This window comes from Aliisedimentitalea scapharcae, assembly GCF_045277565.1.
Taxonomy (GTDB): domain Bacteria; phylum Pseudomonadota; class Alphaproteobacteria; order Rhodobacterales; family Rhodobacteraceae; genus Aliisedimentitalea; species Aliisedimentitalea scapharcae.
Window position 1 is genome coordinate 1,729,327 of record NZ_CP123584.1, and the last position, 20,249, is coordinate 1,749,575.

The window sequence follows — 20,249 nt, forward strand, 5'->3', positions numbered from 1 at the left end:
GGGTTTTACAAAGATGTCGATGCCTTGAGCGCCGCATTTTCCGTTTCCAGTCGCGATATGCGTTCCCGTAGAGGTTCCAGAAACGGATCCAGCTCTTCGAGTGTGAGGCGCTGGGGAATATTGCGGGGGCAGTTCCAGTCAAAGGCGGCAATGTCGATCAGCACGGCCCGTTCCGCCGTCATGTCCTGTCCGTCGGGCATCAGGCGGGCAATCAGATCCGGGTCTTGCGCGGCCTCTACCGTGCGAACGGTACCCCAGAGCTTGAGCCGGGCCTGATTGGGGTAATCCATCAGGATCAGCGATACCCGGGCATTGTCTGTCAGATTGCCAAGGCTGATGTATTGGCGGTTTCCGCGCAGGTCGGCATAGCCGATGGTGCGCGCGTCCAGCACCCGCAAGAACCCGCGGGGCCCGCCCCGAAACTGGACATAGGGCCAGCCGGTTTCCGACACGGTTGCCTGATAGAACCCGTCGCGCATATGGATGAACTGGGCCTCATCGGGGCCCAAGGCATCGCCGCCATTGCGCTCGGGCGACAGGAATTTGGCATATCCAGCAGCGCTGCCCATTCGGGCCTGTTCGGCCTGCACAGACGGGGTAAAAGCGATCTCAGCAAATGCGCGGGGCATGGGGGTGTCCTTTCTTTACAGATTTAACGCGTCAAGACCGGGGTGATCCGATGGGCGCGGCCCCAACGGCCAGTGAAACAGGCGATCCGACTCGGAGATGGGCAGGTCATTGATGCTGGCGATACGTCGCTGCATCCGCCCGTCGGACGCAAATTCCCAGTTTTCATTCCCGTAGGAGCGGAACCACCGAACGTCCGCGTCATGCCATTCATAGGCAAAACGTACAGCAATCCGGTTCCCGGCCACGGTCCAGAGCCCTTTGATCAGGCGGTATTCGTGTTCGCGCTGCCACTTTCGGGTGAGAAAAGCGGATATTTCGCTGTGACCTTGCAGGAAGTCCGCGCGATTGCGCCATTGGCTATCGGGTGAATAGGCGGGGGTTACGATCTCAGGCGTTCGAGAATTCCAGGCATCCTCGGCGGCACGGACTTTTTGAATGGCGGTTTCGAACGTGAAGGGAGGCAGGGGTGGTCGGGTCATGAGTAATCCAATTCATAAGGTGTACCGATCTGTATCGTTACGGGTAATATGGACCGTATTTCTCACAGTTCAACGGGTAAAATTGTGATGGAAAGGATTTCAAAAGATGATGCTTTTGGAGAGTCCAATGATTTCAAGTCTTTGAATGAGGTAAGCTATTTTCAAACTTCTCTATTAGTGCACCGATCTGTTCATATAAATGTCCGAAACGTCAAAGTTGGGGGGGCGGAAACATCATGGTGCGGTCATGTGATGCAAGGGGGCGATGGCAAACTGAGGTGTTAGGAACACGCTTCAAATTGATGATAACAAAAGCCTTTCCCTGACGAATCGGCTCTGTTAACGTCCCAGGTAATAAAAAAAGACAGAGGCAGGCGTATAGGCAGATGAAAACGGGCTTTCGTGGCACGTTTGTCATTTCCTGGTCGCAAACGGATGTGGACGGCTTGAATGCCGCTCCAATTGAGGCTCTCGAAGTGGGGGCGGCGTGGTCGTGGCGTGGGGACGTAGTCCGCGTTGATGGCCCGACGGGTTTGTTGCGGCTGGATGGTGCAAACGGAGAGGATGAGCTTCGCAGGCGCGCGGCACGAAAAGTGCGTCGTCTTGTTGGGGCTGCGGTCCAGAATCGTACAGATGTAGAGGCGATTGAAGTCGAGGATCCCATTCTCGACAGCAGCTTTGTGGTGACCAATGGCGCCCAAAGCTTCACAATTACAGTCATCGAAGTGGGGCCGGGACAGACCCCGCTTTTGATGTTTGTTGATGATATTCCACCCGCGAATGTGGATCTGTGGGTTGTCCATCATTCTTTGGGAGGAATGACCCGGCGCGCCGAGGCGCGCCAGGGTGGTGTCATCTGTTTTACCCCTGGAACCCGGATCATGACCCCGGATGGACCTTGCCTCGTGCAGGACCTGCGCGAAGGAGACAAAGTCCAGACCCGGGACAATGGTCCAAAGGAAGTCCAGTGGATCGGAGCGCGGCGTATGACTGGCGCGCGCCTGTTCGTAATGCCGAAACTACGGCCGGTACGGATTAAAATGGGTGCATTGGGGATTGGGCGACCGGAAGAGGAGCTGTTGGTATCGCCTGAACATCGCATGCTGGTTCGCGGTGATGCAGCGCTGGCGTTGTTCAATACGCCCGAAGTGTTGGTGGCGGCGCGAGAATTGGTGAATGGATCCACGATTGTGACGGATACGTCCGTGCGCGAAGTGACCTATATTCACCTGCTTCTCGAAGACCACCAGATCCTGTGGGCCAATGGCGTTGAAACCGAAAGCTTCCATCCTGCCAATGCGGCGATGTCTGGCCTGGATGATATGGACCGAACCCGTCTGTTTGGGTTGATGCCAGGGCTCGAACGTGATCCCCATACTTATGGGACTTTTGCGCGGCGCAATTTGACGGCTTCGGAGGCCGCATTGTTCCTGCACGAAGCAGCCTGAGCAGGGCGCGCGGTGCCAGAGCGTTTTCATAGCGCCCTGGGTGCGTCGCTGATTTCTCTTGGCTTCTGATGGCCCGGCTTCTGATGGATTGACACATCACTTGGTGAAACCTCTATAGGGTCGGAATCCGGCGAGACTGTTGGAACTGTGCGAATTGGCGTTGACATTGCTGCCGTGCCGCTTATAAGCGCGGCTTCATTGGTGTTGGTGGCCTCCGCAAGGAGATCCCTGTCATGTCGCAAGGCAAGAGGACAACGCCCTTCATAGCAGCCCAAACCGGGCCGCGACTTTAACGAAGGAGATCAGCCGTGACCAAACGCACGTCTGCCAAGTACAAAATTGACCGCCGTATGGGCGAAAACATCTGGGGCCGTCCGAAATCCCCGGTGAACCGCCGCGAATACGGCCCCGGCCAGCACGGCCAGCGCCGCAAGGGTAAACTGTCCGACTTTGGTATTCAGCTGCGCGCCAAGCAGAAGCTGAAAGGCTACTACGGCGACCTGACCGAAAAACAGTTCCGTCGCATCTATGGCGACGCAGAGCGTGTCAAAGGTGATACAGGTGAAAACCTGATCGGTCTGCTGGAACGTCGTCTGGACGCCGTCGTCTATCGCGCCAAATTCGTTCCAACCGTTTTTGCAGCCCGTCAGTTCGTGAACCATGGTCACGTCAAAGTGAACGGCAAGCGCGTCAACATCCCGTCCTACCGTGTCAAGGAAGGCGACGTGATCGAGGTTCGCGACAAGTCCAAGCAACTGGCCTCCGTTCTGGAAGCTGCTGCCCTGGCCGAGCGTGACGTTCCGGATTACCTGGACGTTGATCACTCCAAAATGACCGCCACATTCGTGCGCGCACCGGGCCTGAGCGATGTGCCTTACCCGGTTGTGATGGAGCCGAACCTGGTTGTTGAATTCTACGCGAAGAACTAATCTTCGCCGAAACCAACACGAATTTAGAAAGGCCGCGCAGTTTGCGTGGCCTTTTTTGCATCTGGCCTCTGTTGACCGACAGATCCAAAAAACAGTTTCCTCCGCGTCTCAGCTGGTTAAACTGACCCTGCAACCAAGGCCCTCGATCAAGATCTGAACACCAGGCCGGGCACAAATGGGAGAATTGGATGAAACCGTTATTAACCGGGACGCTGGCCGTTGTTGCCTTTTGCTGTGCGACCCTTGTGGCCGCAGCGCCGTTAAAACTGAAACCTGCCAACCCGCAGCCATCGGGATTACGGTCGGGTTTGTCCGTCGTCTATGCTTACCCAGACGAAGTGAAGTCCCTGAATGATGCGGATGCTGCGCTCAGAAAAGGAGCGCAGGCGGGACGTCCACTCAAAGGATTGGACTATCGCGATACCAATGAAGGCGACAAGACGCTGACATCCAAGCGGGCCTTGCATGTCGTGGCCAAGATCAAAGGCTATGTCAAATTCGATGCCCCTGGCGTTTATAATATCGATTTTCTCAGCAATGACGGCCTGAGGGCCAAAATTGGTGGTCAACTGGTCAGCCGATTTGACGGCCGTCAGCCGTGTGAACCCACCTATGGGTCCGAAGTCGAAGTCCCTGTGGCCGGTTGGTATCCGCTAGATATTGTTTATTTCCAACGTCTTGGGACGTCATGCCTGCATATGCGGTCCGCACCGGCAGGCAAGCGGATAACCTGGATGCCCAACAAGGCGTTCGGCCATTAATCCCAATCTGCACTCTTAATCTACGACGCCCCCAATTTTGGGGGCGTTTTCCGTTTCTCTTTGGGGTTCGTGTGCAGCAGATGGGCAAACCCTGGGCGACGCATTGTCTTCAAACGGGTAGGGGGCGGGCTTCGGCGATAGCTTCCATGGCGAAATACGAGGTCACGCTGTCCAGCTCGACGGCTTCGATCAGCCGCTGATACACGCTGTCATAGCTGGCCATGTCCTGGGTGACCACTTTGAGCAAATAGTCATAATCCCCACCGATCCGATGGAAATCGATGACCTCGGGAATTGTCAGGACATGACGGCGGAACTGTTGCAGCCATTCTGTCGAATGGTGCCGGGTGCGCAACATCACAAAAACCACCAGATCCAATCCCAATGCCTGACGATCAACCCGTGCTCCCGAACCCTGCAACACGCCAGATTCGTTCAACGCCTTGAGTCGGCGCCAACAGGCATTCTGAGACAGGCCGACACGATCCGCCAGGTCGCGTTGGGACAAAGAAGAATCCCGCTGCAATTCGCGCAGAAGGGATCGGTCAATATGATCTGGAAATTCGCCCATACCAGATCGTATGACACAAAACTGAGCGAAAAACACCAAAAATAGATTAAAAAATTGCACAAACAAGGTGTCAGATTTGGGTCATCAAATCGGAGACCTGCTATGCCTTTGAATGCTTTTAAAACCCGCCTCCAAACCATGGTTGCCAAGGATCAGCTGCGCCACAGTGTTATTGGCGAAGGTAGCATGATTCCCGGCCTGAACGGGAATGTGCCTATGGTCTATGCCGATTACGTGGCATCTGGACGCGCCATGCGTCCGGTTGAAGAATTCGTCATGGAGCAGATTTTGCCGTTCTATGCCAACAGTCACACCGAAGCGTCGTTTTGCGGCTCTTACATCACTCGGTTGCGCCGGTCGGCGCGGACCGAGATCGCCCGCCTTGTTGGCGCACAGGAGGAGGACGCGGTGATTTTTGCCGGGTCTGGTGCCACGGCGGGCTTGAACCGGCTGGTCAGTTTGATGGGGATCGATAAGGCTGACCAGCCGGTGGTGTTTCTGGGCCCGTACGAACATCACTCCAACATTCTGCCATGGCGCGAAAGTGGGGCGCAGGTGATCGAAATCCCTGAGGCGCAGGATGGCGGAGTGGACTTGGACGCGCTGGAACAGGCGTTGAAGACTCACGCGCACAGCGACCTCAAAATTGGCAGCTTTTCAGCGGCTTCAAATGTGACCGGGATCATCACTGATCCGGATCCGGTGACGCGATTGTTGCATGATCACGGCGCGCTGGCAGTCTGGGACTATGCCGGAGGCGGGCCGTATCTGCCAATGGACATGGGCGGCAATGGGGCCGAACCAAAGGATGCCATTGTGGTGTCGCCGCATAAATTCCCCGGTGGGCCGGGGGCTTCGGGAGTTTTGGTGGTGAACCGCAATATCGTGCGGCGCACCTCGCCCAGTTGGCCCGGAGGTGGCACTGTCAGCTTTGTCTCGCCCTGGGATCATGCGTATTCCGACGATCTGGCCACGCGTGAAGAGGCGGGTACGCCGAATGTGATCGGTGACATCCGCGCTGCATTGGCCTTTTTGGTCAAGGAGGCCGTGGGGCAGGACACGATAGCCGAGCGTGAACACAGGTTCGCGGCCAGGGCCTGGGCGGTATGGGGCGACAATCCACAGATTCAGGTTCTGGGCCACCGGACCGCACTGCGATTGCCGATTTTTTCCTTTCAGGTCCAGGACCTGGACGGCAATCCGGTGCACCAACAGCTCTTTACCCGAATGTTGAGCGATATCTATGGCATCCAGGCGCGTGGCGGTTGTGCCTGTGCGGGGCCATATGCGCACCGTCTTTTGGGGATTGATCAGGCGGAATCGCAGACGTTGCATCAAGATCTGTTGGCGGGGCTGGAACTGCGCAAGCCGGGGTGGGTGCGGCTGAATTTCTCGTATCTGATGGACGATTCAACCGTGGACTTCATTTTGCACAGCGTCGCTGATTTGGCCGCCAAAGTGCATGATTACATTCCCCAATACGCCGTTGATCCGGCGACTGCACGGTTCACGGCGATGGCCGCCTGACACAGCGTACCGCGCCAAAACGCAGCGCATTGGCGTAAAACCTGTTCCCACCGTGGCATTTGCGTCCTAGAAGGGCTTTCGTGAAGGAGCCCAGACAGATGACGAAAATCGTACCGCAGCCCGGAATCATGGATATCGCCCTGTATCAGGGTGGGGCAGCGCATGTGGCGGGCGTGACCAATGTGGTCAAGCTCAGCTCAAACGAAAACCCTATTGGTCCCAGCCCGCGCGCCGTTTCGGCGATGCAGGATGAGGCGGCCAAGATGCATCGTTATCCCAGCTCTGATCATATGGCGCTGCGCCAGGCGATTGGCGACGTGCACGGGTTAGACCCGGACCGCATCATCTGTGGCGCAGGCAGCGACGAAATCATCGCTTTTCTGTGCCAGTGTTTTGCCGGCCCCGGAGACGAGGTGCTGTATACCGAACATGGGTTCGCAATGTACCGCATCAGCGCGTTGGCCGCCGGTGCGACGCCTGTCGAAGTGCGCGAGAATGAACGTGTAACGGATGTGACCGCGCTTTTGGCTGGGTGCACCGAGCGCACCAAACTGGTTTTCATCGCCAATCCCAACAACCCGACCGGCACGATGATCAGCGAGGCCGAAGTGGCCCGTCTGGCCGATGGTCTACCCAAAGGAGCACTGTTGGTGCTGGACGGGGCCTATGCCGAATATGTCGAAGGGTTTGATGCCGGCGCGGCCGTGATCAACGCACGCGACAACGTGGTGATGACCCGGACGTTTTCGAAAATCTACGGATTGGGCGGAGCGCGGATCGGCTGGGGCTATGGGCCGCGCGCGCTCATTGATGTGCTGAATCGGGTGCGGGGACCATTTAATGTGTCTGCAACCGCGTTGGCCGGGGCCGAAGCCTCGGTCCGCGACACCGATTACGTGGATCACTGCCGGGCCGAAAACGCCAAATGGCGGACATGGCTGGCCGATGCATTGGCCGAAGTCGGGGTGGCATCGGATACCTCTTGTACCAATTTCATTCTCGCCCGGTTCTCCAGCCAGGCCGAAGCCGAAGCCTGTGATCTCTATCTTCAATCTCAGGGGCTGATCGTGCGCCGCGTGGCCGGATACAATCTGCCGACCGCGTTGCGGATCACCGTCGGAGACACAGACTCCTGCCGCCGTGTGGCGCAGGCAGTCCGGGATTTCAAGAATGGGGCAGGGGCATGAGCAAGCAGATTTACGACCGTGTGGCTTTGATCGGGTTGGGCCTGATTGCGTCGTCGATGTTTTGGGCGATCAAACGGGCAGGGCTGGTCGGCGAAGTCACGGGCTACGCCCGCAGTTCCGAAACCCGCGATACGGCGCGTCGGATCGGATTGTGCGATCGTGTCTGCGACAGCGCCGCCGAGGCAGCGGAAGGTTCCGACCTGGTGGTCCTGTGTGTTCCCGTGGGTGCCATGGAATCGGTGATGAAAGAAATCGCTCCGGTGTTGAAACCCGGCGCGACGATTTCCGATGTCGGGTCGGTCAAACGTCATGTGATCGAAACCGTGCAGCCGCATATTCCAGAAGGCGTGCATTTCGTCCCGGCCCACCCGTTGGCAGGCACCGAACATTCCGGGCCCGAGGCAGGCTTTGCCGAGTTGTATGACAATCGTTGGTGTCTGCTGGTGCCGGTGGAAAACTCTGACCCCAAGGCCGTCGCCGCGTTGCGCGGCTTGTGGGAAGGCATGGGGGCCAATGTCGAAGAAATGGAAGCTGACCACCATGACCTGGTTCTGGCCGTGACCAGCCATGCGCCGCACCTGATTGCCTATACGATGGTGGGGGTTGCCGATGACCTGCGTCGGGTGACCGACAGCGAAGTGATCAAATACTCTGCCGCCGGTTTTCGGGATTTCACCCGGATTGCGGCCTCGGACCCGACCATGTGGCGCGATGTTTTCCTGACGAACAAGGACGCGACTCTGGAGATCCTGGGGCGGTTCACCGAAGAACTGTTTGCCCTGCAGCGGGCGATCCGCACCGGAGATGGCGACCATCTGTTCGACTATTTCACCCACACCCGGGCAATCCGACGTGGCATTATCGAGGCGGGCCAGGACACCGACGCTCCGAACTTTGGCCGGGAGCGCGCCAAACCATGACGCGCGTCGGGGCATACGCCGTGTCCCTTGCGGTCGCTCTGGCGGCGCTGCCTTTGGCCGCGGCAGCACCGGAAACGTCTCTGCGCCCTCAGGACCGCGGGGATGGTCCGGTCCTGACCATCTTCACCAGCGGTGGATCGCCGCTTGCACCGGCGGCTGTTCCGATCCGACCGGTGGTGCGACCCGGCGATCGGGACCCGGTTTTGGCAGCATCTGTAGCTGCGGCCCCAGTGTCGGATGACGTGGCCGTTGTGAGCCGCCACGCAGCCGGGACACCCGCAGCGACACCATTGATTGCAGACCCGCGCAGCGGGCTTAGCCAGTCGCCGCGTCCCAATTTACGCCCGGAGGCTGTAGAGCAGGCCGGGTTGTTCACGCGCAAGCGCAAGATGAAGGGATCCGTCTGCAAGGACCCTGACATCAAGGGCGAAGTGGTCGGACGGGTTCCCGGTAAGCTGAACGGGTGCGGGGTCAAGGACGCGGTTCGGGTAACATCTGTGTCCGGGGTTGCGCTCAGCCAAGGGGCGATCATGGATTGCGAAACCGCCGCAGCGGTCAAAACCTGGGTCGACAATGCGGTCAAGCCGACGTTCAAACGGCGCGGACCTGTGGTGTCGATGCGTGTTGCCGCGCATTATTCCTGCCGCACCCGCAACAACCAACCCGGTGGCAAGATTTCAGAGCATGGCAAGGGCAAGGCCATCGACATCTCGGCCTTTACCATGAAAGACGGCGAGGTCATCACCGTTCTCAAAGGGTGGCACGAAGGCACGACCCGGCGGATGCTCAGCAAGATCCATGATCGGGCCTGCGGCCCTTTTGGCACGGTTCTGGGCCCCAAGGCCGACCGATACCATCAGGATCATTTTCATCTGGATACGGCCCGTCATCGCGGTGGACCTTACTGCCGATAGATCAGATCAGCGCAGGATCAGACGTGGTGCAGGTCCCAACGGCAGTGGCCCCAGCGCGACATATCCGTCGCGAAAATTCAGCTGCACATCCAGCGTATTTGGGTTGCCACCCAGCCCGGCCATCATGCCCAGCACGCGTTCGGCGGGTTCAACGGCCCGCGCAGGCAGCGCACCTGCGGTTTCCGCCATCCGCAGCATATCCCGCCAATTTTCGGCCTTCAGCATGATCGCGCCGGTTGGCACACCCTGATCATCCACCTGCAGTTCACCGGTTGCGCGGATGCGCAATACGCCCCAATGGGCGTCAATCTGTTTCAGGGAAATCGCGCGGGGTTGGGGGCGTGCGGTCTCCAGAGCGGTACGGTCCCATGGGCGGTCAAACGTGATCGTCGCCTGCAAGGTCAACGCATCGAACCGATCAGGCAACCGGTTGTCCGACCCCATCAGAGTTCGGATCTTGGTTCCGGGTTGGAACCCCTGGGCCGTCAGGTCAATGGCGTAATCCTGTGGGGGGTCCAGTTGTTGCATCTGCAAATGCAGCGTCTGGGCCGCAGTGACCGTGGATTGCTCCTGACGAATGGACCAGTCATCTGATGTCAAAGCCAGATCTTCCAACTCCAGGGCCAGCCCCGGCGCCAGAGACAATTGCGCCATCATGTCCTGGGCCAAAATAGTCACCGTCTGGTCAAAATAGCTGAGCAGCTGGGGCGTTTGTGCAAATCGCATCGTTTGGCGTCCGGGCCAGATCGCCGGGCTGTCCAGGCTGAGCCAATCCGCCCGCCAGGCAACGCCGGTCACCGGGTCCGCCAACACCGGATGTTCGATCCGGGTGACATGGCGCAGCGGATACCCATGGCCTGACATCTCGGCATATTCAGCCTGCCATCCCTTGTTTTCCTGGGTTGTGAACCAACCTTGAAGGCCGCCACGCAGCCCATATCCGGCCGCAACCCAATAGAGTGACCACAGGATGGCCATCGCAACACAAAGTTTTCCCAGTCGGATCATGCTCGCGCCCCTTTTGCCCAAAGGTTTTTTGCTGTTTATAGGGCGAAACCTAGAAGGACCAGCAAGATGACGATGTGGGTATTTGGATATGGGTCGCTTTTGTGGAACCCCGGCTTTCCGGTGGCGCGGCGCGAAGTGGCGCGGCTGCATGGGTTTGCGCGGTCATTTTGCATGACGTCGATCCATCATCGCGGTACTGAAACTGACCCGGGTCTGGTTTTGGCGCTCGACGAAGTGGCCGATGCCCATTGCAAAGGATTGGCCCTGGCGGTTGCCGCCGGGCACGAGGAACAGACCCTCGCAGACCTGCGCGAACGGGAGCTGATTTCGTCAGCCTATGTTGAACGCGATTTGGGCGTGCAACTGGACAATGGCAACGTGGTTACTGCGGTTACCTATGTGATTGACCCGCGTCACGAACAATACTGTGGCGGAATGCCATTGGAAGAACAGGCGCATATCATTGCTACGGCTGTTGGCGGGCGTGGACCCAATACGGAATACCTGTATAACACGGCCGAGCATCTGGCCGAGATCGGGTTGAGCGATCCGGATCTGGATTGGCTGATGGCACGGGTCCGGGCGCTTACCTCTGTAAATACGGCATAAACTCTTGGCTCTTTGAGGTTAATGCGGGTAACCTCTGGCCTCAAAGAGCAGTTACAGCGTCAGGAGCTGAGCGCATGGCGCAGCCAGACCAAAAAACCAGGCCCCAGTTCACGCAACCGATCCGTCAGGTTGTCCTGATGACGATCTCCTTTGGGCTGGCCGGGGGCGGGGCCTTTCTCGCACTGCCGAGCGTGCTTCCGGTTTTTGAAGCCAACCTGTGGTTGAACGGGTTCATCGTCCTGGTGTTTGTCATCGGCTTGCTGGCCTGTTTCTGGCAGGTTCGCCAACTGATGGTGTCGGTGCGGTGGATCGAACGCTTTGCCAGCGGGGTAACCGACCACTCCAATCTGCCACCGCAATTGCTGGCACCTCTTGCGTCGCTGCTCAGATCGCGCGGGGCGCGGATGCAGCTGAATTCCACTTCGACCCGTTCGATCCTGGATTCCGTTGCCACCCGGATTGATGAAGAGCGTGAAATCACGCGGTATATCGTCAACCTTCTCATCTTTCTGGGTCTGCTGGGCACCTTCTATGGTTTGGCCACCACTGTTCCGGCGGTGGTTGATACCATTCGCAGCCTGGCCCCCCAGGAGGGCGAAGGTGGGTTGGCGGTGTTCAACCGGCTGATGACCGGGTTGGAGGCCCAGTTGGGCGGCATGGGCGTTGCGTTTGCATCGTCGTTGCTGGGGCTTGCCGGGTCATTGTTGCTGGGGTTGCTCGAGCTGTTTGCCGGACATGGTCAGAACCGGTTCTATCGCGAGCTTGAAGAATGGCTGAGTTCGATTACCCGGGTGTCATTTTCCTCGGGCGAGGAAGGCGCAGGCGAGTCTGGAGTCGTGACCGAAGTTTTGGATCACATGACCGAACAGATGGATGCCCTGCGTCACATGTTCGTTCAATCCGCCGAAGGGCGGGATGCCGTGAACCATCGGTTGACCGATCTGGTCGAATCCATTGGACGTATGAATGAACGTCAGGAACAGAACGAAGGGGTACAGCTGGGTCTGGAGCGGGTCGCCGTGGGTCAGGAACGGCTGATCGAATTGCTGCGCAACCAGCCCCAGAACGAAGGGTTGGATGCCGAAAGCAGGATGCGTCTGCGGTCAATCGATGTCCAGATGCTGCGCATTCTGGAAGAGATTTCGGCCGGTCGCCAAGAGAGCCTGGCCGAATTGCGCAAGGATATAGATCTTTTGGTCAAGGCGATGTCGGTGCCACGTGGCCGAGGACGACAATCCCAGACACCGCCCGATCCAGACAGCAGCGGATTGTAACCCATGGCGCTGTCACGACGCACCGGGCAAAGGTTCCAGGGGTCGATTTGGCCCGGGTTCGTGGATGCGATGACCGGTCTGTTGCTGGTCCTGATGTTCGTACTGACCATCTTTATGGTGGTTCAGTTCGTGCTGCAGGAGACCATTACCGGACAGGAAAGCGAATTGGACGAACTGTCCGCCGAGGTCAGCGCATTGGCCAGCGCGCTGGGGTTGGAAGAACGCGAGAGCAATCAGCTGGAGGCCCGGCTGGGCGCGCTGAACACGACGTTGAACACGACACAAAGCGACCTGGATCAGGCCCGGAGCCAATTGCAGGATCAGAGCACACTGATCGCGGCCTTGACCGGAGAACGGGATCGCCAGGCCGAGGCTTTGGAAACAGCGCGCAGCCAGATCACCGATTTTGAAGCCCAGGTGGCGGTGCTTTTGGCTGATCAAACTACCGCACGCGACAGCATCGCGGCATTGCAGCAACAGCGCGAAGATCTCGAAACCGCTCGTTCCGCGTTGGAAGGTGAACGCGATTCACTGAATCTGGCTCTGGCACAAAGCCGATCAGAAATCGACGTGCAGGTTGAACAGGCCCGCCTGGCAGCGGCCAAGCGAGAGGCAATGGAGGCGTTGATTGCGGATCTGCAAAACCAGAGCGAGACACAGGAAAGCCAATTGTCCGAACGCCAGGCCCGACTGGAGGCCTTGCAGGAAGATCTGACGACCGAACAGGCGGCGCGCCTGGCTGAAGCTGCCGCAGCCGAGGCGTTGCGAGACAAGCTGACAAATGCGGATGCCGAGCTGACAGCCATGACTCTCGCGCTCGAAGCGCAACGGCAAGAGGCCGAAGATACACTGACCCTCCTGGCAGCCTCCAAGGCGGCAGAAGACGCGTTGCACGCGCGGTTGTCCGACCTGTTGTCTCAGATCGACGCAGCGCAGGCACAATTGTCGGACCGCGATGAGTTGGCCGAACGGCTGACCCGGGTTCTGTCTCAGATGGAAACCCGCCAGTCGGAAACCGCCCAGAAGATCTCAGCGTTGGAGGTCGAGCTTAATCGGGTGCGCAGGGATGCCACTCAAACCCGCGATGACCTGTCCGCGCAACTAACCGCGGCGCGTGCAGATGCAGCGCAAACCCGTGATGCGTTAAAGGCGGAGCTGGCACGGCAACAGGCCGTAACAGTTCAGACCCAATCCCAATACGAAGAACGGTTGGCGCAGGTTCAGGCGGATCATGCCGCCGCGCGGGCGTCGTTGGAAGCCGAACTGGCCGGTGCCCTGGCCGAGGCTGACGCCGCCGAACGCGCGTTGCGGGATCGGTTGGCCGCTGTTCAGGCCGAAGCCGACGCCACCCGGTCACGGTTGGGTGCGGAATTGGCTGCGACAAAATCCGAGCTGGAAAATGTGCGCAATTCGGCCAGCGCCACGGCGGCAGATCGGGCCAGCGTCGAAGAACGGTTGCTGGCCGCATTGGATTCGCTGGAACGTGCCCAGGCCGCAGCATCAGAAAACGACGTGTTGCAATCTCGGCTGGCCGCCGCGCTTGCGGCGCAGGAGACAGCCGAAACCGCGGCAACCGGAAATTTGAGCCTGGCCGAACAGCGGGCTGTTTTGCTGGCCCAAGCGCGGGCGGCATTGGCTGAGGAACAGGAAATCGCGTCAGAAGCACAGCGCCAGACAGCGCTGTTGAATCAGCAGGTCGCTGCGCTGAGGTCTCAGTTGGGCAGCTTGCAGGCCCTTCTGGATGACTACAAGGAACGGGATGTTTCGGCGCGTGTGCAGTTGCAGACATTGGGGCAGGATCTGAATACCGCTTTGGCCCGGGCTGCATCCGAAGAACGCAAGCGGCGGATTCTGGAAGAGGCGGATCGCAAACGGCTGGAGGCGGAGGCATTGGCCCTGGAGGCCGAAGCCAAGGCATTGGCCGAAGAAAAGAAGGATCTGGAGCGCTATCGTTCAGAGTTTTTTGGGCGGTTGCGTGAGGTGTTGGGCAACCAGGAAGGGGTTCGCATTCAGGGGGACCGGTTTGTGTTCTCGTCCGAAGTGCTGTTCCCACCGGGCGGGGCCGAGCTGTCCGTGGAGGGCGAAGTCGAGATTGCCAAAATCGCGGGTATTCTGCGCGGCGTTGCAGATGAGATTCCAGAAGGTATTGATTGGGTGATCCGCGTGGATGGGCACACAGACAATACGCCGCTGGTGGGGCATGCAAAATTTGCGGACAATTGGGAGCTGAGCCAGGGTCGCGCGCTTTCGGTGGTCCGGTTCATGGTCGAATGGCTGGGCATTCCGCCCGAACGTCTGTCGGCCAACGGTTTTGGGGAATATCAACCGATCAACCGGTCGGACACCGCACAGGCGCGGGCTCAGAACCGCCGGATCGAATTGAAGCTGACCGAAAAATAGCTGCGAAGGCTGGCCGGGGGGCTCCCGCCAGGTTGGTCTGCATTGACATGCATCCAAACCCGTTGGGCCGGGCCGCGTTTGGCCAGCCTGACGTCTGGCCAAACGCGGCGGGCGCAGGTGGTTGGGTCTGTGCAAATCGGGAGGGGTGTGCGTCCAACCTGGATTCGGGTGGGGCGCAAGACCTTTAGGGCAGGGTCAGGGTAACCTCTGTTCGGTCAATCAGGGTTCCGTTGCGTGTCATGGTGACCGATCCGAGGTAGCGCCCGGTGGGCCAGACATCGACCCTGCGGCGCTTGCCTGTGGCGCGAAAGAACTGAGCCTTTGATTTTTCCAGCTGTGCCACATGGCTGGCAAATGGTCCGTCTGGCCCATCGATGGTCAGTCGTAATACATCTCCGGCTTGACCTCCATAAGCATATCCCCACAGCACCAGCGCGTCATCGGTTTCTGTGAGAGTGATCTGATTTGCGCGTCCGGATTTGATGTCGTCATAGGTGGGAAGTTTATTGGCGAACCCTGCGCCGATCAGGCCGCCTGGTGTATAGTGGGGGAGGTCCTTCCACAGGTGGGGACCTGACAGCGAACAGCCGGTGTCTGACCGGGTCGACGGGGATGCGGGGGCAAAGGGGTCCACAATCTTGCCATTACGGCGCACCACAAGTTCCAGGTGCGGAAACTGGGTGTTGCCGGACAATCCGACCTGTCCCAGCGCCGTGCCTGCGGTAACCTGCTGGCCCTGTTCGACCAGGATCGAGCCGCGTTTGAGATGGCAGTATTGGGTTTCCCAGCCGTCAGCATGCACAAGGGCGACCCCATTGCCGCACCCTTTATCCTTGACCAGATGGCGGTTGGCGGCATTCACGATTTGATCCGGCATACCGTCGCGCAGGGCACGGACGACGCCGGGTGCCGCGGCGACTATGGTCACGCCGCGCGTCATGTCCGTCAGATAGGGCAGGGCATAATCTGTCCCTGTATGACCGTCATAGCTGAGTGTGCCACAGCTGAAGTCCATGGCACCGGGACCGGGGTCATGATCGACGAATTGCTGGATATAGCAATCGTCATCCAATGTGCATTCTATCGGTTGGTCGAGACGAAAATCGCTCGCGGCCACGGGGGCTGCGAGCGACAGAAGCAAACTACACAGTGAAACAACCAGACGCATCAATCAGCAGTCAGAAGCGGTGGCTTGTCCCCCGAGATCCGAGGACTTTCCGGACCTTCGATGCTGAGATCCAGCTTGCCGTCCTTGACCGCGACCTTGACCAGCCCACCTTTTGCCAGCTTGCCAAACAGCAACTCTTCGGCGAGCGGCTTTTTGATATGCTCCTGGATGACACGGCTGAGCGGTCGCGCACCCATCTTGTCGTCATACCCTTTGTCGGCAATCCATTCTGCAGCCGGTCGGGTCAGTTCGATCGACACATTGCGATCCAGAAGCTGCGCCTCCAACTGAAGAACGAACTTCTCGACCACCTGGAGGATCACATCCTTGGGCAGTGGCGCAAAGCTGATCACGGCGTCCAGACGATTTCGGAACTCAGGGGTAAAGGTGCGTTCGATGGCTGCCGTATCTTCGCCCTCGCGTCGGTCGCGGCCGAACCCGATGGCGGCCTTGGCCTGTTCGCTGGCCCCGGCATTCGAGGTCATGATCAGTACCACGTTACGGAAGCTGACAGTGCGGCCGTTGTGGTCCGTCAGTTCCCCATGATCCATCACCTGCAACAGGATATTGTAGACATCCGGGTGCGCCTTTTCGATCTCGTCAAGCAAAAGCACGCAATGGGGGTGCTGATCGACGCCATCGGTCAGCATCCCGCCCTGGTCAAACCCGACATAGCCAGGAGGGGCACCGATCAGGCGGGAGACAGCATGTTTCTCCATGTATTCCGACATATCAAAGCGCAGCATTTCCACGCCCAGAATGTCTGCCAGCTGTTTGGCGACCTCTGTTTTGCCCACGCCTGTCGGCCCGGCGAACAGATAGTTCCCAATGGGTTTTTCCGGCTCTCGCAGGCCCGCGCGGGCAAGCTTGATGGCACTGGAAAGTGCACCAATCGCGTCATCCTGGCCAAATACCACACGTTTCAGCGAGCGCTCCAGGTCCTTGAGCACCTCAGCATCGTCCTTGGAGACGTTTTTCGGCGGGATGCGGGCAATCTTGGCCACGACGGATTCGATTTCCTTGACCCCGATGGTCTTGCGTCGCTTGCTTTCGGGGACCAGATGCTGAGCAGCACCGGCCTCGTCGATGACATCAATCGCCTTGTCGGGCAGTTTTCGGTCATTGATATAGCGCGCGGCCAATTCGACCGCGGTCTTGATCGCGTCCGAGGTGAATTTGATGCCGTGATGCTCTTCGAAATAGGGTTTCAGGCCGCGCAAGATCTTGACGCTATCCTCGACCGAGGGTTCGTTGACGTCGATTTTCTGGAAGCGTCGTGCCAGGGCGCGGTCCTTTTCAAAGTGCTGGCGGAACTCCTTGTAGGTGGTCGACCCCATTGTGCGCAGCTTGCCGCCCTGCAAAGCAGGCTTCAGCAGATTTGACGCGTCCATGGCGCCGCCCGACGTCGCCCCGGCTCCGATCACGGTGTGAATTTCGTCGATGAACAGCACTGCGTCCGGGTGGTCTTCCAATTCGGTCACGACCGCCTTCAGCCGCTCTTCGAAATCACCGCGATAGCGGGTGCCTGCCAGCAGTGCCCCCATGTCGAGCGAATAGATCGTGGTTTCCGACAGAACGGTGGGAATTTCCCCGGCAACGATCTTGCGTGCCAGCCCTTCGGCGATAGCGGTCTTGCCGACACCCGGGTCGCCCACCAGCAGCGGGTTATTCTTGCGCCGACGGCACAGCACCTGAATGCAGCGTTCGACCTCTTCGTCCCGGCCGATCAGCGGGTCAATATCGCCCTCGCGCGATTTGGCGTTCAAGTCGACGCAATATTTCGACAACGCGCTTTCCTTGGCCTCGCCCTCCTGTACGGGTGTGGCCTGCATTTCGTCTTCCTGATCTTCGGCACCGGACACAGGTCGCGCCTCGCCAAATGCGGGATCCTTTGCCACGCCATGGGCAATAAAGTTGACCGCGTCATACCGCGTCATTTCCTGATCCTGCAGCAAATAGGCGGCATCGCTTTCGCGTTCGGCAAAGATCGCCACCAATACATTTGCTCCGGTGACCTCTGTGCGACCCGAACTTTGGACGTGGATCGCAGCGCGTTGGATCACCCGCTGAAAGGCAGCGGTGGGCACGGCTTCGGATCCGTCAATGTCGGTGACCAGATTGGCCAGCTCTTCGTTGACGAAATCGAGTAAGTTCGATCGCAATTCGGTCAAATCGACCGAACAGGCCCGCATGACGCGCGCGGCATCGGGTTCGTCCAGCAGGGCCAAAAGCAGATGTTCCAGCGTTGCAAATTCATGGCGTCGCTCATTCGCCAGCGCCAGCGCGGCGTGAATGGCCTGTTCCAGTGTGCTCGAGAATGAAGGCACGTGCATGCTCCTTCCGTATTGGGTCGGCCGGGGGATTCGCGCGTGTCGGTTCCCCCCGGAACCAACCATGACCTCATAGTGTTAGAGTTTGGTTGATCGACGCCTGGCTTCAAGGCTTTTCTTTCATTTTTCCCACACATTTGTTGTGAGGGAAACAATGTTGCAAGCGTCGAGGGTGATCAAAAGATGTCCTTGCGCTTGCGCACTTCTGTAAAAACATCTTCCAAATCAGCACCTTGCAGGTTCAATACCTGTTGAATTTCTTGTGACTGCGCACGTAGGAACGGGTTTGTCGCTTTTTCCAGCGCCAGCGTCGATGGCACTGTTGCCTCGCCTACGGCGCGGGCCCGGGCGATAGCGACGATACGGGACTGCAAGTCAGGGTTGCCGGGTTCGATGGTTTCGGCAAACCGGGCGTTGGCTTCGGTGTATTCATGCCCGGAATAGACAATTGTGTCGTCGGGCAGGGCGGCCAGCTTTGACAGCGACTGCCACATTTGCCGCGGCGTGCCTTCGAACAGGCGCCCGCATCCCAGCGCCATCAGGCTATCGGCCGTAAACACGGCTTTGCTGGCAGGCATGTAAAAGGCGAGATGGCCAATGGTATGGCCCGAAACATCCAGAACCTGCACCGTTTCTCCACCGATGGAAAAGCTGTCGCCTTCGACCACGGCCAGATCCAAAGGTGGCAGGCGGTGTGCATCTGCATCCGCTCCAACGACTTGGGCGGGGTGGGCCGCCAGGATCTCGGGCAATGCGTCGATGTGGTCCCAGTGGTGGTGGGTCAACAGCACGTGGCTGAGGGTCCAGCCCCGGTCGGCCAGGGCGGTCAGGATTGGTCCCGCTTCGGGCGCATCAATAAGAGCGGTGTCGCCAGTACTGGCATCATGGGCCAGAAATGCATAATTATCGCTCAGGCAGGGGATCGTCAGGATCTCAAGGGGCATGGTCATTCGGCTCATCATTGCTAAACTGCCCCCAGCTTGGCCCAAGGAGCAGGCACCCGCAATGCATCTTGATGTGCAGGACCTGAGGAATTTTTATTATCGTAGCACGCTGGGCCGCGCTGCGCAGGCTTCTATTCGGGGTCGGCTGCTGCGGATGTGGCCGACTGCTCAGGGGCAGACGGTCGCGGGGTTCGGCTTTGCCGCGCCATTGTTACGCCCGTATCTGGCGGAAGCACGTCGGGTCATCGCGCTGATGCCTGCCCCACAGGGTGTGATGCAATGGCCTGCGGGGATGCCCAATGTTTCCGTGCTGTGCGAAGAGACCCTGTGGCCCGTGGAAACCGGACATGTGGATCGGCTGGTGGTCATGCATGGGCTGGAGACCTCGGATCGGCCAGCCCGGTTGCTGGACGAATGCTGGCGGGCGCTGGGGCCGGGCGGGCGGGCGATATTCGTGGTGCCGAACCGGGCCGGTTTGTGGTCACGGTCGGACAAGACGCCGTTTGGGTATGGGCGACCGTATACATTGGGTCAGGTCGAAGCTCAGCTGCGTGACCATCACTTTACTATCGAACGTCACGCGGCAACGTTGTATCAGCTGCCGTCGGCCAGACGCAGCTGGCTCAAGGCCGGGCCGCTGTTTGAAAGAACAGGTCGGTATCTGCCTGCTATGCTGGCGGGCGGCGTCTTTCTGATCGAGGTGTCCAAACGGGTAAACCCGACAGGTGGGCTGGTCACCAAGGACAAGGCCCGCGCCCGGATCCGAATTCTCGAGGGGTTGTCCAACCCCGTTCCCAAGCCGATCTGACCCGGACACTGCCGCCGGAAGGGAGGCTGCCAGAACCAGAGTGTCAGGCCGCCCCGATGTTTTGCGCGATGGCCGGGCGAGACGCCTGTTTTCTCTGACCCAGGTTTCAACATTTTCCCAGGGCCTCAGCCGCCGGTCGTCGGTGCAGATTGAAAACAACTTTTGTGGCGACTGAATGCCGTTTGGTCAGACTGGTCTGTGTCCTGACGCCTTTCGCAAAGCGAAAAGAGACCGGGGTGGCACCCCGAGTTTCCGGGTTCCAATGGTGTCCGATACCAACTGTGACGAAGTCCGACCCCAATCTGTCGGTTTCGACATTCGAGACCAAATTTCACCCAGAAT

At 59.0% G+C, this 20,249-nt stretch carries 18 protein-coding genes; 11 read left to right on the forward strand and 7 right to left on the reverse strand.

Annotated features, from left to right (window positions below):
* Positions 1-5: 5 nt before the first annotated feature.
* Both QEZ52_RS08080 and QEZ52_RS08085 read right to left on the reverse strand, forming a co-directional pair.
* The gene (locus QEZ52_RS08080; RefSeq protein WP_406649260.1) at positions 6-629 is read right to left on the reverse strand and encodes a pyridoxamine 5'-phosphate oxidase family protein; all 624 of its coding nucleotides are present in this window, start codon (positions 627-629) and stop codon (positions 6-8) included.
* A gap of 15 nt (positions 630-644) precedes the next feature.
* Positions 645-1,109: a nuclear transport factor 2 family protein gene (locus tag QEZ52_RS08085; protein WP_406649262.1), complete on the reverse strand. Its 465-nt coding sequence runs from the start codon at positions 1,107-1,109 to the stop codon at positions 645-647.
* A 386-nt stretch (positions 1,110-1,495) separates the two neighbouring features.
* Here QEZ52_RS08085 and QEZ52_RS08090 point away from each other — a divergent pair, with 386 nt between their 5' ends.
* The 3 genes from QEZ52_RS08090 (at position 1,496) to QEZ52_RS08100 (ending at position 4,247) form a co-directional block, all read left to right on the forward strand.
* Positions 1,496-2,557, forward strand: a complete 1,062-nt coding sequence (locus QEZ52_RS08090) for a Hint domain-containing protein (RefSeq protein WP_406649265.1) — start codon at positions 1,496-1,498, stop codon at positions 2,555-2,557.
* 308 nt (positions 2,558-2,865) lie between these two features.
* Positions 2,866-3,486 (forward strand): 30S ribosomal protein S4, encoded by a 621-nt coding sequence (rpsD, locus tag QEZ52_RS08095; protein ID WP_406649270.1) that lies wholly within the window; start codon positions 2,866-2,868, stop codon positions 3,484-3,486.
* A 188-nt stretch (positions 3,487-3,674) separates the two neighbouring features.
* A complete protein-coding gene (locus tag QEZ52_RS08100; RefSeq protein ID WP_406649273.1) occupies positions 3,675-4,247 on the forward strand; it encodes a PA14 domain-containing protein in 573 nt (190 codons plus the stop codon).
* Positions 4,248-4,356: 109 nt separating this feature from the next.
* Here QEZ52_RS08100 and QEZ52_RS08105 read toward each other — a convergent pair whose 3' ends face one another.
* Complete coding sequence (locus tag QEZ52_RS08105) at positions 4,357-4,818, reverse strand: Lrp/AsnC family transcriptional regulator (RefSeq protein WP_406649276.1); 462 nt, start codon at positions 4,816-4,818, stop codon at positions 4,357-4,359.
* Positions 4,819-4,920: 102 nt separating this feature from the next.
* Here QEZ52_RS08105 and QEZ52_RS08110 point away from each other — a divergent pair, with 102 nt between their 5' ends.
* The 4 genes from QEZ52_RS08110 to QEZ52_RS08125 all read left to right on the forward strand — a co-directional run bounded on the left by QEZ52_RS08110 (position 4,921) and on the right by QEZ52_RS08125 (position 9,366).
* A complete protein-coding gene (locus tag QEZ52_RS08110) occupies positions 4,921-6,345 on the forward strand; it encodes an aminotransferase class V-fold PLP-dependent enzyme (RefSeq protein ID WP_406649279.1) in 1,425 nt (474 codons plus the stop codon).
* Between the two features lie 98 nt (positions 6,346-6,443).
* A complete protein-coding gene (hisC, locus tag QEZ52_RS08115) occupies positions 6,444-7,532 on the forward strand; it encodes a histidinol-phosphate transaminase (protein ID WP_406649284.1) in 1,089 nt (362 codons plus the stop codon).
* The gene (locus QEZ52_RS08120) at positions 7,529-8,452 is read left to right on the forward strand and encodes a prephenate/arogenate dehydrogenase family protein (protein WP_406649289.1); all 924 of its coding nucleotides are present in this window, start codon (positions 7,529-7,531) and stop codon (positions 8,450-8,452) included. Before hisC ends, QEZ52_RS08120 begins: the two co-directional genes overlap by 4 nt.
* Positions 8,449-9,366, forward strand: coding sequence for an extensin family protein (locus QEZ52_RS08125; protein WP_406649291.1), 918 nt, complete (start codon positions 8,449-8,451; stop codon positions 9,364-9,366). Before QEZ52_RS08120 ends, QEZ52_RS08125 begins: the two co-directional genes overlap by 4 nt.
* Before the next feature lie 6 nt (positions 9,367-9,372).
* Here the strand turns inward: QEZ52_RS08125 and QEZ52_RS08130 are convergent, their stop codons facing one another.
* Positions 9,373-10,374 (reverse strand): DUF2125 domain-containing protein, encoded by a 1,002-nt coding sequence (locus tag QEZ52_RS08130; RefSeq protein ID WP_406649294.1) that lies wholly within the window; start codon positions 10,372-10,374, stop codon positions 9,373-9,375.
* A 66-nt stretch (positions 10,375-10,440) separates the two neighbouring features.
* On the opposite strand from QEZ52_RS08130, the gene QEZ52_RS08135 reads away from it, so the two are divergent.
* From QEZ52_RS08135 to QEZ52_RS08145, 3 genes are all read left to right on the forward strand, one after another.
* On the forward strand, positions 10,441-10,983 hold the full coding sequence (locus QEZ52_RS08135; protein WP_406649296.1) for a gamma-glutamylcyclotransferase: 543 nt from the start codon (positions 10,441-10,443) through the stop codon (positions 10,981-10,983).
* A gap of 74 nt (positions 10,984-11,057) precedes the next feature.
* Positions 11,058-12,257, forward strand: coding sequence for a biopolymer transporter ExbB (locus QEZ52_RS08140; RefSeq protein WP_406649299.1), 1,200 nt, complete (start codon positions 11,058-11,060; stop codon positions 12,255-12,257).
* A gap of 3 nt (positions 12,258-12,260) precedes the next feature.
* Positions 12,261-14,657, forward strand: a complete 2,397-nt coding sequence (locus tag QEZ52_RS08145; RefSeq protein WP_406649302.1) for a peptidoglycan -binding protein — start codon at positions 12,261-12,263, stop codon at positions 14,655-14,657.
* Between the two features lie 184 nt (positions 14,658-14,841).
* Here QEZ52_RS08145 and QEZ52_RS08150 read toward each other — a convergent pair whose 3' ends face one another.
* From QEZ52_RS08150 to gloB, 3 genes are all read right to left on the reverse strand, one after another.
* Positions 14,842-15,729 carry a M23 family metallopeptidase gene (locus QEZ52_RS08150; RefSeq protein WP_406649304.1) on the reverse strand — a complete coding sequence of 296 codons (888 nt, stop codon included), beginning with the start codon at positions 15,727-15,729 and terminating at the stop codon, positions 14,842-14,844.
* A 95-nt stretch (positions 15,730-15,824) separates the two neighbouring features.
* Positions 15,825-18,152 carry an ATP-dependent Clp protease ATP-binding subunit gene (gene clpA / locus QEZ52_RS08155; protein WP_406649306.1) on the reverse strand — a complete coding sequence of 776 codons (2,328 nt, stop codon included), beginning with the start codon at positions 18,150-18,152 and terminating at the stop codon, positions 15,825-15,827.
* Between the two features lie 179 nt (positions 18,153-18,331).
* The gene (gene gloB, locus QEZ52_RS08160; RefSeq protein ID WP_406650381.1) at positions 18,332-19,099 is read right to left on the reverse strand and encodes a hydroxyacylglutathione hydrolase; all 768 of its coding nucleotides are present in this window, start codon (positions 19,097-19,099) and stop codon (positions 18,332-18,334) included.
* 61 nt (positions 19,100-19,160) lie between these two features.
* On the opposite strand from gloB, the gene QEZ52_RS08165 reads away from it, so the two are divergent.
* Positions 19,161-19,907: a class I SAM-dependent methyltransferase gene (locus QEZ52_RS08165; protein WP_406649308.1), complete on the forward strand. Its 747-nt coding sequence runs from the start codon at positions 19,161-19,163 to the stop codon at positions 19,905-19,907.
* Positions 19,908-20,249: the final 342 nt, after the last annotated feature.